General features: G+C 64.9%; 12 protein-coding genes. 7 read left to right on the top strand and 5 right to left on the bottom strand.

What is annotated here, in order from left to right; translation table 11 throughout:
- Positions 1 to 91: 91 nt before the first annotated feature.
- Positions 92 to 982, top strand: coding sequence for a hypothetical protein (locus tag AT395_RS13030; protein ID WP_125347353.1), 891 nt, complete (start codon positions 92 to 94; stop codon positions 980 to 982).
- Positions 983 to 1,026: 44 nt separating this feature from the next.
- Here the strand turns inward: AT395_RS13030 and AT395_RS13025 are convergent, their stop codons facing one another.
- A complete protein-coding gene (locus AT395_RS13025; RefSeq protein WP_156219746.1) occupies positions 1,027 to 1,884 on the bottom strand; it encodes a lysozyme inhibitor LprI family protein in 858 nt (285 codons plus the stop codon).
- A gap of 182 nt (positions 1,885 to 2,066) precedes the next feature.
- Positions 2,067 to 2,885, bottom strand: coding sequence for a Crp/Fnr family transcriptional regulator (locus AT395_RS13020; protein WP_042115906.1), 819 nt, complete (start codon positions 2,883 to 2,885; stop codon positions 2,067 to 2,069).
- A gap of 113 nt (positions 2,886 to 2,998) precedes the next feature.
- Between AT395_RS13020 and AT395_RS13015 the strand changes: the two genes are divergently transcribed.
- From AT395_RS13015 to AT395_RS12995, 5 genes are all read left to right on the top strand, one after another.
- Positions 2,999 to 4,678 (top strand): FAD-dependent oxidoreductase, encoded by a 1,680-nt coding sequence (locus AT395_RS13015; protein ID WP_048629477.1) that lies wholly within the window; start codon positions 2,999 to 3,001, stop codon positions 4,676 to 4,678.
- Positions 4,675 to 5,004 (top strand): 4Fe-4S dicluster domain-containing protein, encoded by a 330-nt coding sequence (locus tag AT395_RS13010; RefSeq protein WP_048629413.1) that lies wholly within the window; start codon positions 4,675 to 4,677, stop codon positions 5,002 to 5,004. Before AT395_RS13015 ends, AT395_RS13010 begins: the two co-directional genes overlap by 4 nt.
- Positions 5,004 to 5,984, top strand: a complete 981-nt coding sequence (locus AT395_RS13005; protein ID WP_048629412.1) for an ABC transporter substrate-binding protein — start codon at positions 5,004 to 5,006, stop codon at positions 5,982 to 5,984. The genes AT395_RS13010 and AT395_RS13005 overlap by 1 nt, the downstream gene beginning before the upstream one ends.
- Positions 5,985 to 6,078: 94 nt before the next feature.
- Positions 6,079 to 6,507 carry a DUF2946 domain-containing protein gene (locus AT395_RS13000; RefSeq protein ID WP_053086389.1) on the top strand — a complete coding sequence of 143 codons (429 nt, stop codon included), beginning with the start codon at positions 6,079 to 6,081 and terminating at the stop codon, positions 6,505 to 6,507.
- A gap of 156 nt (positions 6,508 to 6,663) precedes the next feature.
- The gene (locus AT395_RS12995) at positions 6,664 to 8,202 is read left to right on the top strand and encodes a PepSY-associated TM helix domain-containing protein (RefSeq protein ID WP_048629411.1); all 1,539 of its coding nucleotides are present in this window, start codon (positions 6,664 to 6,666) and stop codon (positions 8,200 to 8,202) included.
- A 21-nt stretch (positions 8,203 to 8,223) separates the two neighbouring features.
- Here the strand turns inward: AT395_RS12995 and AT395_RS12990 are convergent, their stop codons facing one another.
- Positions 8,224 to 9,429, bottom strand: coding sequence for a citrate synthase family protein (locus tag AT395_RS12990; protein ID WP_048629410.1), 1,206 nt, complete (start codon positions 9,427 to 9,429; stop codon positions 8,224 to 8,226).
- Between the two features lie 158 nt (positions 9,430 to 9,587).
- Here AT395_RS12990 and AT395_RS12985 point away from each other — a divergent pair, with 158 nt between their 5' ends.
- A complete protein-coding gene (locus tag AT395_RS12985; protein ID WP_072632830.1) occupies positions 9,588 to 11,060 on the top strand; it encodes a CoA transferase in 1,473 nt (490 codons plus the stop codon).
- Positions 11,061 to 11,067: 7 nt separating this feature from the next.
- On the opposite strand, the gene AT395_RS12980 is transcribed toward AT395_RS12985, so the two are convergent.
- Both AT395_RS12980 and AT395_RS12975 read right to left on the bottom strand, forming a co-directional pair.
- A complete protein-coding gene (locus tag AT395_RS12980) occupies positions 11,068 to 12,843 on the bottom strand; it encodes a GGDEF domain-containing protein (protein ID WP_048629408.1) in 1,776 nt (591 codons plus the stop codon).
- Between the two features lie 222 nt (positions 12,844 to 13,065).
- On the bottom strand, positions 13,066 to 15,087 hold the full coding sequence (locus AT395_RS12975; protein WP_048629407.1) for an NADPH-dependent 2,4-dienoyl-CoA reductase: 2,022 nt from the start codon (positions 15,085 to 15,087) through the stop codon (positions 13,066 to 13,068).
- Between the last annotated feature and the right edge of the window lie 141 nt (positions 15,088 to 15,228).

The following is a 15,228-nucleotide window of genomic DNA, read 5'->3' as shown; positions in this document are numbered from 1 at the left end:
CCAGAATTTCCCCGGCTCGCCCCGCGTTGGCCGGAAAGTTTGGCGTGCCAACCTCCGATTGCACCGACCCACTCCTTTGAAGGCTCAAGAAATGTCACACCCTGTCTTTCTCGAGAGTCCGCCTTGGCCACGCATGCCGGAGGGCCGTAAAGGCGAACTAAAGACGTACTTTTCCGCCGACGGCCCTTCGTTGGAAGCGAACGCCCATATCCCGCTCTTTTGGCGGACTTTGTTTGCTGCGGACGACATTCATTTCGCTTACGTCGTCGACGACTTCGATCCCGACGAGGCAGCGGTGGAACTCGAGGAGTTTCTGGAGAACGCCACGCCAGCCGAAAGGGACGCCAAATATCCCTATCTGGTGACCACAAAAGCGCTCGCGCTTGAACGTACCACCCGACGGCGCGATCACCTGATCGCGTTGCTCGGCGAGCGTTTTCGCCCGATCTACGACGCCTTCGTCGACTATATCTCGACGGCCTACGGCCCCTTCATTCTGGTTCGCACCAGCGGACTGCCCGATGTCACAGACGCCACCGACTGGCTAGCGACGGAACTCGACCAGATCACGGCGCTGGACCACGGCCCCCAGATCCACGCGGATCTGGCGGAGGAGATCGCCGATCTGAAACACGTGGCCGATACCGACGCTGTCTGGCGCACCACTGGCGCGGGTAACCCCGGCGCCGAGGTCAACCCTTGGCCCAGCCAATCGTTGGTGGAAGTTTTTCCCGCCTGTGCGCCGCGTGCGCGATATGCTGCCTCCAAGCCCCTGGATGCGCAACCCTCGGGGGACAAGCACCGCTATCGCGACCCGAACAAACTCGACAAGGTGCTCGAATGGGTCGCGATTTTCGTGTTTGCGGGGGCATTTGTCGGGACATGGGCCGCCACCCACTCGGTGTGGCAATCGATTCTCGCGACGGTCGTTGCCACGGCGGTCATGGCCTGGTTGCTGGTGCGCGTGCGACGCATCGACTGAGTGTCCCGATCGGGCAACGCATACGGCACGACTCACAACGCCTGTCAGTCGGCACCGATCAACGCTTCGAGATGAACGAGCTGCTGCAAGCGCGCAAGGGCTTCGTTGCGCGCCTGCACGGCTCGGCAAGCCTGACCCAGCGCGGTGTCGGCGGCCGGACATACGGCGCTCACGAGAGCTTTCTCCGACGATGCAAACAGTCGCCATTTGTCGGCGGATGCGCGCATCGCACCCCGTGACGCTCCGGGCAAGCGCCGCTCGATGCGCTGCGCTTGCTCGTCAATATCCTTTATGTAGTACTGCACCGCCTGATCGGCGCAGCGCGTGAGCGAAGCCGCCTCAGTCAAACCCTGGCAGTGCTTTCGCTCGAATCCCAGACCTCGCTGCGGCACGGCGCTCCCGCCGTCTTCTCTCTCTATCTTCGCAGGCATCAGCCGTCCATCGAGCCGGAAAGCGCCTGCCGATGCGTTCTCGAGATCTGCGCCGTAACGCGTCAATGTCTGTGCACGCCGTTGAGTCAGCACCATCACATCGTTGGCATTCATGGGCGCATACATCGTGCCCCGCACCGTGGCATACACCGCGGCAATCAGTGTCAGGTCGGCATTACGACTCGCCAGCCATGCCCTTTGTGCCGCAAGCAACGCCGGGCGCGCCGCCTCCGGCAAATCATCGCGCAACGCCAGGTAGCTGGCGTTCAGACGCGCGTCCCACGCGTGCGTCGCGTTGACGATGCACTCGTCCTGATCGCCGGTCGACTGTTTTTCCGGATCGTTCAGACATTGATTCAGAGGCTGATCGATGTTGCCTGCGCTTGCCGACGGCCGCCCGTCTGCTGCCGTTGCCGAGAAGGTCAGGCATAACGCCAGTGCCGGCAAGAATTTCATCAGTGTGCGAACCACGGTCTCCGCCCTGAGCGAAAGGAATACCGGATTCAAGCGCGTGTGGGCGGAAAAATCAAGCGTTGGCCACCCCGCGCATTAGTCGCTCGCGCGCTTTAGGTAGAAGAAAACTCGCGAAACACTGTCCGATTGGTGACAGATCGCGCCATCGCCTCACTTCCACAATGGTGCTGTCGCGTCGGTCAGGGGTGCGCCTCCCTGCCCTCGCTGATGTCTCGCAACGTATCCATGTCCAGTAAGGACACGCGGCCATAACGCGTGCGCACCAGTTGCCGATCGAGGAACCAGCGGAACTCACGGTTGAGGTACTGACGAGACGCCATCAGCAAGGCCGCGAGGTCCTCCTGCGACAACCGCAAGCTCAGGGTTACGCCCTCGCCGTCCGGCACGCCGTAGCGTCTGGCCAGGGCCAGCAACTGATAGGCGAGACGGGCACGAAACGGCATGAGGCTGTGGCGTCCGAGCCGGTCATGCAGCCCGCGCGCCCGGGCGGCGATCAACCGCAGCAGCGACGCGCTGAGCGTCGGATCGCGATCGAATTGCGCGTTCAACGCCTGCGCGGGAATGTGAAACAACCGGGTGAGTCCTCTGGCGCGCTGGTGATGAACGGATGTCTCGCCGGTGAGCACTGCGATGAAGTTCGCCACCTCGCCGGGGGGAATGAAGTCTTCGACGGCGCGCCCGCCGTCCGGGCTGGTCCACTGCCACTCGAGCACGCCCGACAGGATGACGTGGATATCCGGGCAAGGCTCGCCGGCAGCGTAGATGAGCGCGCCATCGGGATAGGTCTCCAAATGGCCGGCTTGAATCAGCGCGTTGAGCACCTCGTCGGACCACGAGCGCAAGCCCGCGTTGTTGCGAAACGCGGTCCAGATGACTTCGCGCTGTGGTGCGGTGAGATCGCGCCCGTTCGAGCGCAACGGTAGATGGGACGCCGCCTGAATGGCGATGTCTTGGCCGGCATTCGCGTAGCCGGCAGGACGTGCGGAGGTTTGCTGCATGACGCCGTGGGATGGGGGAAATGGGCGTGAGACGACCGGTCACGGTACCGCGTTTCGCCCATCGGCCAAGTAATGAATCGGCATATCGAAATTCGACTCGGGAGCGTATGGAAATGACTCAGACAAATGCACAGCGGCGCAAAGTGACCGACGCCTTCGTCGGCAAGCGTCACGACGTGGACGTACTCGTAATCGGCGGTGGCCCCGCCGGAACGTGGGCGGCGATCAGCGCGGCGGCAAATGGCGCCAGGGTGGTGCTGGCCGACAAGGGGTATTGCGGCACGTCAGGCGCCACTGCGCCGTCGGGCACGGCTGTCTGGTATGTGCCCGATGAAGGCGACTCGCGCGAACGCGCCAAGGCAAGCCGTTTCGAGATGGGCGGCCGTCTGGCCGAACATGCCTGGATGGATCGCGTACTGGCACAGACATGGGACAACGTCCAGCAATTGGCCGAGTGGGGTTATCCGTTCCCCGTGGACGAATTCGGGCAATCGCAGCGCACTTCGGTTCAGGGGCCGGAGTACATGCGGCTGATGCGCAAACGCGTGAAGGAAAGCGGTGCGCGCATTCTCGATCACAGCCCGGCGCTCGAACTGCTGGTCGACGACGACGGCGCGGTGGCAGGTGCGGCCGGGGTCAATCGTCAGACGGGCGAGACGTGGCAGGTGCTCGCGAACGCCGTAGTCATTGCCACGGGCGGCTGCGCCTTCCTCAGCCGCGCCCTCGGCTGCAATGTGCTCACGGGCGACGGGCAACTCATGGCTGCCGAGGCCGGCGCGGAATTGTCCGGCATGGAGTTTTCGAACGCTTACGGACTTGGACCGGCATTCGCCTCCGTAACCAAGTCGATGTTCTACAAGTGGGCCACCTTTTATGACGAAGACGGTCGAAAGATCGAAGGCGCCGGCTCGGCCCGCGGGCGCGGCGTGATCGCCCGCGAACTGACGTCGCATAAGGTCTTCGGCTGCCTCGATCTGGCCGACGATCAAGTCCGTGCATGGATGCGCACGGCGCAGCCAAACTTCTTCCTGCCGTTCGACCGCCTGGGCATCGATCCTTTTACACAGCACTTCCCCGTCACCTTGCGTCTGGAAGGCACCGTGCGAGGCACGGGCGGACTGAGCGTGACTGGGCACGACTGCGCTACGTCGGTCCATGGCCTCTACGCGGCGGGCGACGCAGCTACGCGTGAACTGATCTGCGGCGGCTTTACCGGCGGCGGCAGCCACAACGCCGCCTGGGCGATGTCCTCGGGATTCTGGGCGGGCGCCGGCGCAGCCACGTTCGCCCGCGCCAACCGCCGCCCGGCGTCGGCCACGCGGTATCACACCGGGGGCGCGGCATTGCGCGAGACTTCTGCCCACGAGGGTATCGATAGTGCCCAGATCATTCGCGCCGTTCAGAACGAGGTGTTCCCCTACGAGCGCAACTGGTGGCGCAGCGCGGATCTTTTGGCGGATTCGCTAGTGCGTCTCGATGCCCTGTGGGCACAACTTCGTACGCGTGCGCCCGCGCGAGACGCGCAAGAGGCCGTGCGCGCGCGCGAAGCGGCCGCGATGCTCGCCACAGCGCGCTGGATGTACCGCAGTGCGCAAGCGCGCACGGAAACGCGGGGCATGCATCGCCGGGTCGAATACACCGCCACCGACGACTCACAACGTCACCGCTTGCTCAGCGGCGGTCTCGACGATGTCTGGGTGCGCCGCCATGCCGTCGTCACGCGCGCGCCCCGCTCCGCTCACGAGCCCATGCCATCGACCAATAACCCCGCTTTGAACGGAGCCCTCGCATGATTGAGATCGTGAACCCTGCCCGCTGCACGGGATGCAACATCTGCGTGCGGGCGTGCCCGACCAACGTGTTCGAAGCCGTGGACGGCGGCATTCCGCGCATTGCACGGCAGGATGATTGCCAGACGTGCTTCATGTGCGAACTCTACTGCCCCGAAGACGCCCTGTTCGTGGCGCCACAGGCCGATAGGCCCACCACCGCCGATGACGCACAAGTGTTGCGCGATGCCACCTGGGGCAGCTATCGCGACGCCGTGGGCTGGGGCCCGGGGCGCCACTCCACCGCAGCACTCGACGCCAGTTATGTTCTGTTGACGAAGGCCCATTGATGACGAAAGACCCACGATACGAAGTTTCCTCCACTCGCCGCGCCCTGCTCAAGGGCGTTGCCGCAGGCGGTTTGCTGCTCGCGGGCAGCGGTGTGCACGCCGCCAGCGGCAATGGAAAGACGTTGCGCTTCGGCGTGATTGGCCCGGCACGGGCACCGGCCGCGCCAACGGGTTATGCACTCGCGCGCGGCTATCTCCAGCGCGAGCTGGCGCCGCTCGGTTTCAGGGACGTTCGCTTCGACATGTTCCTGAACGGCCCCGATCTTAACGAAGCGTTCTTCTCGGGTACGCTGGACGTAGGCATTTACGGCGACACGCCTGCCGTCGTTGCGCGGTCGCAAGGGCTCAAGGGACGCCTGATCGGCTTCGAAGAAATCGGTCTGGCCGCGTGGCTGCTGACGCCGCGCGGCGGTGTGCGCAGCGTAAAGGAACTCGACGGCAAGACTGTCGGAGTGCCGCTCGGCTCGTATATCCATCGCTATCTGCTCGGTGTGCTCGACGGCGCCGGGCTCACCGGGCGCACGAAGGTCGTTCACATGCTCGGACGCGACGCGGGTGCCGCCCTTGAACACGGCGCTGTCGGCGCCTATGCTGCGCAATCGGATCTCGCGCCAACACTGGCGGCACTGGGCTACCCCGTTATCGATCGCGCAACCCAACATCCCGAGCTGCTAGGGTCGTCGGTCATTGTGGCCTCGACGGAGGTTCTGACCCGGGCCCCCGACCTGCCGGCCGCGTGGAACCGGGCGCGCCGTGCCGCGTTGGCGGACATTGATCGCGACCCTGCGGCATACTTCGACTTTCACCAGCGCACCAGCGGCGTTACGGTCGACGCGATCAAGATCGCGCATCCGATCTCGAACTATCCGGCCGAGGCACTGCCGCCGTCCGGCATTCAGATACTTGACGGCGTGAAGCGCTTTCTGTTGAGCGCACGCCTGATACGCAACGACTTTGCCGTGCAGCAGTGGCAGGGATAAATGCCTCGCCGCTCGCCCGCCCGATTGAGGCGGCGAGCGGCCGGCCCGCGTGATAGCATTCTGGCTTCCTTCGCACGGCTATCGCTCCCAACGCATGTCTTTCACCGCACGCAAACGCTTATTCGCATGGCTCGGCCTCGCCGCCATGTGGCTCGCGATTTGCATGCCGGCCATCAGTCAGGTACTGGCCGCGCATCGTGCGGAACAGGCGCGAATACTGGATGTCGCGTTTTGCACGGTCGATGGGATTGCCCCTGCCATGGCGCTGACCCTGTCCGCCGATGCGCACGGCGGCCAAGCGGCGCATGACACGTCCCTGTCGCATTCGTCGCACGACAGTCAGGGCGACGTCTGCGGGTACTGTTCGCTGCTGGCCAATCATCCGCCGCTCGCCATGCCCGCGCTCACCGGCGCGGTGTCGTTCGCATGGATTGCCCGTGCGGGACCGGTTGCCGACAGTCGTCCAACCAACGCGCCACTCGCCCTCACGCCGCCCGCACGCGCGCCACCTGCCGTTTCCTGATCTCGCGTTCAGTCCGATGCCTCGCCGTTGCCGGCGAGCGCGTCGTTCATCACTTGCGCCCGCGGCCGGCCACACAGACTTCTTGCCGGCATGCACGCGCTGTCGCTGCCTCGCATCGCACCCCGCAGCGGCAACACGAGACGGAATCGTTGCCCTATGCAGATCCCCTATTCCCAAACGCGCGAAGCGCAACCGGCGGCCACCGCCGGGCAATACCGAACCCTCTGGCGCTGGCATTTCTACGCCGGGCTGTTCGTCATGCCGTGGCTCATGGTGCTCGCGATCACCGGCACCCTCTACGTCTTCCAGCCGCAGATCGAGCCGTGGCTGTACCACGACCGCATGGTTGTTGCCGCCTCCGCGTCGCCCCGGCTGAGCCAGCAGGCATTGATGGAGCGCGCGGCGGCAGCGCTGCCCGCCGGATCGAAAATCAGTTCCGTCGAGGTCAATCGCGATCCCGCTCGCAGCGCCGAATTCGTCTTTCGTCTGCCCAGCGGCGAAAGGGAAAGTGTCTACGTGAATCCGTACAGCGGCGTGGTGCTTGGCACGCTGAGCGTGGAGCATCGGCTGATGAAGCAGGCCCGCGCGCTCCACCGTTCGCTCATGCTCGGCAAGCCGGGCGAATGGCTCATGGAGTTGGCGGGTTGCTGGACGCTCGTGATGCTCGCCACGGGCCTTGCGTTGTGGTGGCCGCGTGCCGGAACGACCTGGGCGGCAGCGCTGCGCCCGCGTCTGCAATTGCGAGGCCGCCCGTTATTGCGCAATCTGCACGGCGTGGCAGGTCTCTGGCTGGCCGCGGGTGGACTGGCATTCGTGCTGACGGGACTGCCGTGGTCCGGCTTGTGGGGCACGCAGTTCAAGGCATTGGCAACGAAGGCCGGCATGGGGTCGCCGGCAGGCGTCTGGGGCGAAGCCCCGGTGCGCTCGCAGGTGCCTGCCAAGCCGTTGAAGATGGATGACCTGCCCATCGCGCAAATTCCCTGGGCAGTCGGAAACACGACGGTCCCGGTCTCGACAATGCCGGCGACGGGCCCCATGGCGTCGATGCCCGGCATGACGCACGACGGCGGAGTACACGCAACCCATGGCGAAGCCGGTGGTGAACATTCGGGTCATGAAGGGCACCGGGGGCACGAAGGCATGGGCAGTACAGGCATGTCGCCCGCCAGCCTGCGCGCCGAAGGGGCGCTGCCGGTCGACGACATTATGGCCATTGCGGCGAAACGCGGCGTCGAGAGCGGCTACAGTCTTGTCGTGCCCTCACGGCCAGACGGCGTCTATACCGTCTCGTACTTCCCGGCAGATCCGCGCGACGAACGAACACTGCACATCGACCAGTACAGCGGCAAGGTCCTGCGAGACATCGACTACAACGCTTATGGCCCCATTGCACAAGCGATCTCATACGGCACGTCCCTGCACATGGGCAAGTACTTCGGGACGGCCAATCAATGGCTGTGCGCGCTGATTTCGATGGGGTTGTTCGCGATGGCCGCGACCGGCGCCGTGATGTGGTGGATGCGGCGGCCGGCCCGCTCGCTCGGCGCACCGACTCGCCCGCAAGCACGACCGCCAATGCGCGGCTGGACAATCGGCATGTTCACGCTCGGCTGCCTCTTTCCGTTGATGGGCGCGACGATGGCACTCGTCTGGGCCGGCGACCGCATCGTCTTCGGACGACGCTCGCGTGGATGACCATGCGATATATCGGGGCGTTCATGCCGACGGAATTTCCGCCGGCTGCACCCCGACATAGGCGGCGCGGGGGCGAATCAATTGGGTACTCTCGCGCTGTTCCATCGCGTGAGCAATCCAGCCGATGGTACGGCCCAGTGCAAACAGGCCAAACGCCGCACCCACCGGAAGATTCAGGTGACGCCGCACCGCTACGAGCGCGAAGTCGAGCGAAGGACGTTGTCCGATCAGCGCGTCGGCCGCGTCGATCATCGTTTGCCATGCGGGATGTGCCGGCAACACCCGCGCAAGCATCGCGCTTGCCCGAACGTCCCCCGCCGGATACAGGTGATGCCCGAAGCCTGGCAGCCTCTCGCCACGGGCCAGTCGCTCGCGCATGCGCGCCGCCACGTCCGTTTCACCGACTTCCTCCCACATTGCCTCGTTACGGGCGGTGGTGCCGCCATGCCGCCCCCCGGTCAGCGCCGCGAGCCCGGCGATAACCGCTGCGCGCAGGCTCGCGCCGGTCGACGCGACACAACGTGCCGTAAAGCTCGACGCGTTCAACTCATGGTCGGCACACAGCACCAGCGCCATGCGAATGAGGTCGGCGCCATCGGCGTCACGCACGCCCCAGGCCCGCGCACATTGCTCATGGATCGGGGCGTTGTCGGGCAAAGTGCCCAGCAAACACGCAGTCATCAGGCGTAACAGGGCCGCACTTCCCTGCGCGACACGCATCGGATCGCGTTGCCAGATGGCGGTCGATGCGTCGTCGCTCGCCACCGTGAACGTGGGCAACAACGCCTTCTCTGCGCGCTGGTCGCGATAGCGTTCGAGCAACGACACCGGCCAGTCGGCCATCGGACGGCCGCAAGTGTCGTCCATCGCGAACGCCGACGCTTCATCGCATTGCCAGAGCCATGCGGCCGTTTCCTCGACCGATGCCGTCTCGGCCATCGTGAGAGCATCGCGCCCCCGGTAGTAGCAACGGCCATTGTCGATCAACGTGATCGACGACTCCAGCACCGGCATGCCCCAATCCAATGCCGCCTTGGCGACCTCTTTCGGCTTGCGCCCCCGCGTGCGCTGCTTGGCCAGCCGCTCCACGTCCGCTACCCGATAGCGGCGCTCACGGTGAGTCTTGCCCGGCTCCGCACGCAGCAAGCCACGGCTCACATAGGCATAGAGGGTTTGCAGCGACACGCCGAGGCGCTCTGCCGCTTGTGTGGCAGTGAAGTAATTCATCGTGTTCAAGGCAGATGACGAAGGCAAAAATTGGCCAACAACTTGATTAAGTTAATCAATATTGACAATAAAATCCATCGGCATAAGCTTCACTGCGCCGGCAGTCTCGCATCGCAGCACATTGCGATGTCACCTATCGAATCGCTCAAGGACTTCCTATGCATTCCGCCGTTTCCTCGCCCATTGTCCCGCTCGCCGAGACCCACGATTTCGTCGCGCCTTATTTGCACGATATGCGTCTGGCGATCGCCGGACATGGCGCCGAGCCCCCAACCTTGCCAGTCAACCTGACGATCAGTGGCAGTGGCGCGTTACCGTGTGCGTTTCCGTATACCGATTTCGCCACGGCGGCCATCGCCAACGCCTCGCTCGCCGTCGCCGGACTCGCAACCGGCGCGGCGGGGAATTTCGGGCTTGGGGATGGCGCGCCGGTACCGTCGGTGAATGTCGACCGGCGGCTCGCATCGTTCTGGTTCCTGACGTCGTTGCGCGCGCAGGGATGGTCGTCCGGGCCGATGTGGGATCCGATTGCGGGCGACTATCGCACAGTCGATGGCTGGATTCGTTTGCACACCAATGCGCCGCATCATCGCGCCGCCGCGCTCGCTGTGCTTGGCGCAGCGGCCGATCGCGCCGCCGTGGCACGCCTTGTGGCCACCTGGCAGGCAGACGCACTGGAAGCCGCCGTCGTGGCTAACGGCGGATGCGCGGCAGCCATGCGCACGCTCGCGCAATGGGACGCCCACCCGCAAGGCGAAGCCGTAGCCCGCGAACCTTTGCTGCATTGGGAAACGTTCGACGTCGGCGCGGCGGGCACGCAGCGCAACATCGACGCGTGGAAGCCGATGCGTGAACGCCCCTTGAGCGGCATTCGCGTGCTCGACCTCACCCGCATTCTGGCGGGACCCACCGCAACACGTTTTCTGGCGGGGTTCGGCGCGCAAGTGCTACGCATCGATCCACCGGGCTGGGAGGAACCGGGCACCGTGCCGGAGGTGGTCCTCGGCAAGCGTTGCGCGCGCCTCGATCTTAAGCAGACCGACGGCCGCGCGACGCTCGAAGCGCTACTGCGCGAAGCAGACATCCTGGTGCATGGCTATCGCCCCGATGCGCTGGAGCATCTCGGCCTCGGCGCCACGCGGCGTCGCGAACTCAATCCGATGCTGATTGATGTTTGCCTCGACGCCTACGGATGGCAAGGCCCCTGGCAGGCAAGACGCGGTTTCGACAGTCTCTTGCAGATGAGTGCCGGCATTGCCGACGCCGGTATGCAGGCGGCGGGCGCCCAGCGGCCGGTACCGCTGCCCGGGCAAGGCATTGACTACGCCACGGGGTATCTCATGGCGGCGGCGGCAGTTCATGCACTGGCGCTTCGCCAGACGCAGCACATCGGCAGTGCCGTGCGGGCCTCGCTGGCCCGGACCGCCCGCTTGCTCACCACGCATCGCACGCCCGAGCAGGCGCCCTTGCCGCTCGCCGCCGAAACGCCCGACGATCTATCCGCCCGGATCGAAGACACGTCGTGGGGGCCGGTGCGACGGGTGGCGACGCCCATGTCGATTGCAGGTACCCCCGTCGACTGGGCCTTGCCTGCGATGGCGTTAGGCACGGCCACGCCGCAGTGGCCTTGATGCACGCTTACTCGATGACAAGGCGCCGCGCCTGTCGCGCGACGTTGAGCTGGCGTTCCGCCTGACTCAGGAGGGCCGAAACGTTGGACGGCTCGCCAGCCGTTTCACCCTTTGCATCGGCTGGCAGGCCATTGTCGATCGCGATGCCGAAGCTCGCCGTCAACGGCAAGACGCTGCCCTGCGGCAAGGTCAATGCCGTGGCTTCAATGCGCCCGCGCAGCAGTTCCGCGAATTGCTGCGCGCGCGGTCCGTCGAGCACGCGGGCAAAAACCACGAACGCGTCTGCGCCAAGCCGCCCGACGACGTCGCCGGGCTGACAGGTATTCAGACAGACGGCACCGACGCGACGCAGCACTTCGTCGCCTACGGCGTGTCCCCACGTCGCATTGATCTGCGAGAAATTGTCGATGTCGAACTTGATCAGCGCCACACGCCCCGGCGACGGCATCGCATACAGGGCGCGCGCCTGCCGCTCGAACGCCCGCCAGTTCATCAGACGCGTCAGTGCGTCGGTGTCGGTGCACATCTCCAGCTCCCCCACCAGACGCATGCGTTCGCGTCTCAATTGCACCAACTCGACAGCGTTCTGTTTCAAAACGCGCAATGCGTCGAACACGGTGCGTACCTGGGGACGTCGCATCGGCAACCCTTCGCCGGGCAACGGCGCGTCGAGATCGCCTTGCGCGAGCGCATCGACGAAGCGCGCCGCCGCCTCGAACGGCTGCACCACGCCACGACGGAAATTACGCAACACGAAGAAAATCAACAGTACCAGCGTGACCTCGGCCAGTGCGATGAAGATCAGCAACTCCAGCGCATGCGAGCGGCGAGCGTCTACCTCATGCGCCGCCAACTCAAGCATGCTGTCGCGAAAATCCGTAATGGCGCGCATCGTCGGCACGTAGTTGTGCGCGAATTCGGCCGTTGTTATCGAGGTTGGCCGAGGCTGGCTGGCCAGCGTGCGGACCGTCGCCACGTAATGCAGACCGCCGGCAAAGTATTGGTCATTGAGCGCCTTGAGCGTCTCGGGACCGAGTTCCGGCGGCGCAACCATACGCGACGTGATCATCTCGCGCAGTTGGTCGATACGGCCGAGCATTCGCTCGATAGCGCGTTGCTCCGCTTCGGTAAGCGGCTTGCCCGTGGTCAGGGTTGCGGTGAAGTCCGAGCCGAGCTGACCCGCATATTCGCGTAAATCGGCAGCCAGACGGGCCAGAATAATGTAATGCAGCGCGTCGGGAGCGCCCCGCGAAATCAAGTCGATACGAGACGAAGCCACAGGGCTGAGATCGGCGACGACACGAATCATGCGCTCGACAGCGTCGCGCACCGAGGCGTCGCTGCGCATTTCGCGCGGGCGCTGTACCAGCAGATCGACATTGGCACTGGCCGCGGCCAGATCGAGACGAGCGCGTTCTACCGCACGCAGACCGCCGGCACATTGTTCGCAAGTGTCGGCCGAAAGTGCGGAGAGCAGTTCCTGTAGGCGTGCGTTGGTCGCCTCGCGCGCATTGCGCAACGCGGTGACGGCGTCGTTCGGCAGCGGAAGATCGGCGCCCAGCACGGCGTTGGCCGGGCCACGTTCGGCAGATGCCTTCTCCATCGCCAGCAACGTGGCGCGCAGAGCGTCGAGCGCAACGGACGCGTCATCGGCACGCCGGTAACTTCCCCAGGCCCAGGTGAGAAGGCTGGTGCACAGGATGACGACGACTGAGACGACGGCGAGGTTCTGTAACCGCAGCCGACCGTTGAGCGAAATGGCCGAGAGTAACTTGTGCTTCATTGACGATGGCACCGTCGGCCACACGGTTCAGGCTCCCACTACGGCCGCAACGGGTGCCGCCGGGATGGCAGCACGCCGCAGCGCGCCGCGGACTCGTTGTGCCCGGCACAAGGCACACACGCTTTGGCTTCGCTTCGCTTCGGAACGGGCAGGCACCCGGGACGAAGCGGTGCCATTGTCGCACACCAATCACCCGCCGGCCCCTGCCTCACGCTCACCGGCTTATAGGTCGATCGCCAGTTCCGTGCCCTGCTTGATCGCGCGCTTGGCGTCGAGTTCGGCCGCTACGTCCGCCCCGCCGATGACATGTACGCGCACGCCTGCCGACTGGAGCCCATCGGCCAAATCCCGCAATGGCTCTTGCCCGGTACACAAGACGATGTTGTCGACCGGCAGTACATGAGGCTGATCGTCGATGGTGACGTGCAGGCCGTCGTCGTCGATCCGGCGATAGGTCACGCCAGGAATCATTTCCACACCACGGTGCTTAAGCGATGTCCGGTGAATCCAGCCGGTGGTCTTGCCCAGCCCGTCGCCTACCTTCGAGGTCTTGCGCTGCATCAGGTACACCTTGCGGGGCGAGGCCTCCGGCACCGGCGCACGCAGGCCGCCCGCATGCGCGTACGCCGGATCGATACCCCATTCTGCGTAGAACTTCTCGGGAACCAGCGTAGCGCTCTCGCCTGCCTGCGTCAGGAATTCGGCCACGTCGAAGCCGATTCCCCCCGCCCCGATCACGGCCACGGTCTTGCCCACCGGCGCACCACCGCGCAATACGTCGGTGTAGCTGAGGACCTTCGGGTGCCCGATGCCGTCGATGGCCGGCGTGCGCGGCACTACACCGGTGGCGAGCACGACATCGTCGTAACCGCCTTCGACCAGCGACGCCACGGAGGCTCGCGTATTGAGTTGCACCTTGACCCCCGTGGCTTCCAGTTCATGACGGAAGTAACGCAGGGTCTCGAAGAATTCTTCCTTGCCGGGAATGCGCTTGGCCATATTGAACTGGCCGCCGATCTCGGTATCAGACTCGATGAGCGTGACGTCGTGCCCACGGCGGGCTGCCACGGTGGCTGCCGCAAGACCGGCCGGGCCCGCCCCGACGACGGCCACGCGGCGCACGCGTCCCGCCGCTTCGACGCGCAATTCCGTTTCATGACACGCGCGGGGATTCACCAGACAGGACGTGATCTTGCCGCTGAACGTGTGATCGAGGCACGCCTGATTGCAGCCGATACACGTGTTGATGGCCTCGGCGCGCCCGGCGGCGGCCTTGTTCACGAAATCGGGGTCGGCCAGCAACGGCCGAGCCATCGACACCATGTCAGCCTCGCCATCCGCAAGAATCCGTTCGGCGACGTCCGGCATATTGATGCGATTCGTCGTGATGAGCGGAATGCCGACATGCCCTTTGAGCTTGCCGGTCACCCAGGCAAATGCAGCACGCGGCACGCTCGTCGCAATCGTCGGAATGCGCGCCTCGTGCCAGCCGATACCCGTATTGATGAGCGTGGCGCCAGCCGCCTCGATAGCGCGGGCCAGTTGGACGACCTCGTCGAAAGTGGAGCCGCCCTCGACCAGATCAAGCATCGACAGCCGGTAGATGATGATGAACTCGTGCCCAACGCGCGCTCGCACGCGTCGGACGATCTCCACAGCGAAGCGTATGCGATTCTCATAGCTACCGCCCCAGGCGTCGGTACGATGATTGGTCCGGGCCGCGATGAATTCGTTAATCAGATACCCCTCGGAGCCCATGATCTCGACGCCGTCGTAACCGGCCTGCTGCGCCAGCGCAGCACAGTTCACGAAGTCGTCGATGGTTGCCTCGACCTCGTCACTGGTCAACTCGCGCGGCCTGGCGGGCGTAATGGGCGCCTGCAACGCACTGGGCGCGACCAGATCGGGATGGTAGGCGTAGCGTCCGAAGTGCAGGATCTGCATGGCGATCTTGCCACCCACCGCATGCACGGCCTGCGTGACCACCCGGTGCTTGTCGGCCTCCTCTTCGGTGCTGAGCTTTGCCCCGCCCGCGTAGGGCCGGCCAGCATCGTTCGGTGCAATGCCACCCGTCACCATCAACGCCACGCCGCCGCGCGCGCGTTCCGCATAAAATGCCGCCATGCGGGCGAAGCCGTTGCGCGCCTCTTCAAGCCCAACGTGCATCGAACCCATCAGCACACGGTTGCGCAACGTCGTAAAGCCCAGATCCAGGGGCTGCATCAAGTGGGGATAGCCGCTCATCGTTGTGTCTCTCAATCGGTCGGCACGAGCCGTAGGTTTTGGGGGCATTCCGGCATAGCCCAGGACACGTCGACGGCGTGTCTATGGATTATGCAACTCGTTGCATAGTTTTCCGGCGATTCTATGTGGGCAACGCCAACT

The sequence above is a fragment of the Pandoraea apista genome (assembly GCF_001465595.2).
Classification (GTDB): Bacteria; Pseudomonadota; Gammaproteobacteria; order Burkholderiales; family Burkholderiaceae; genus Pandoraea; species Pandoraea apista.
Note: the sequence above shows the minus strand (reverse complement) of the source record. Positions and strands in the feature narration are given on the sequence as shown.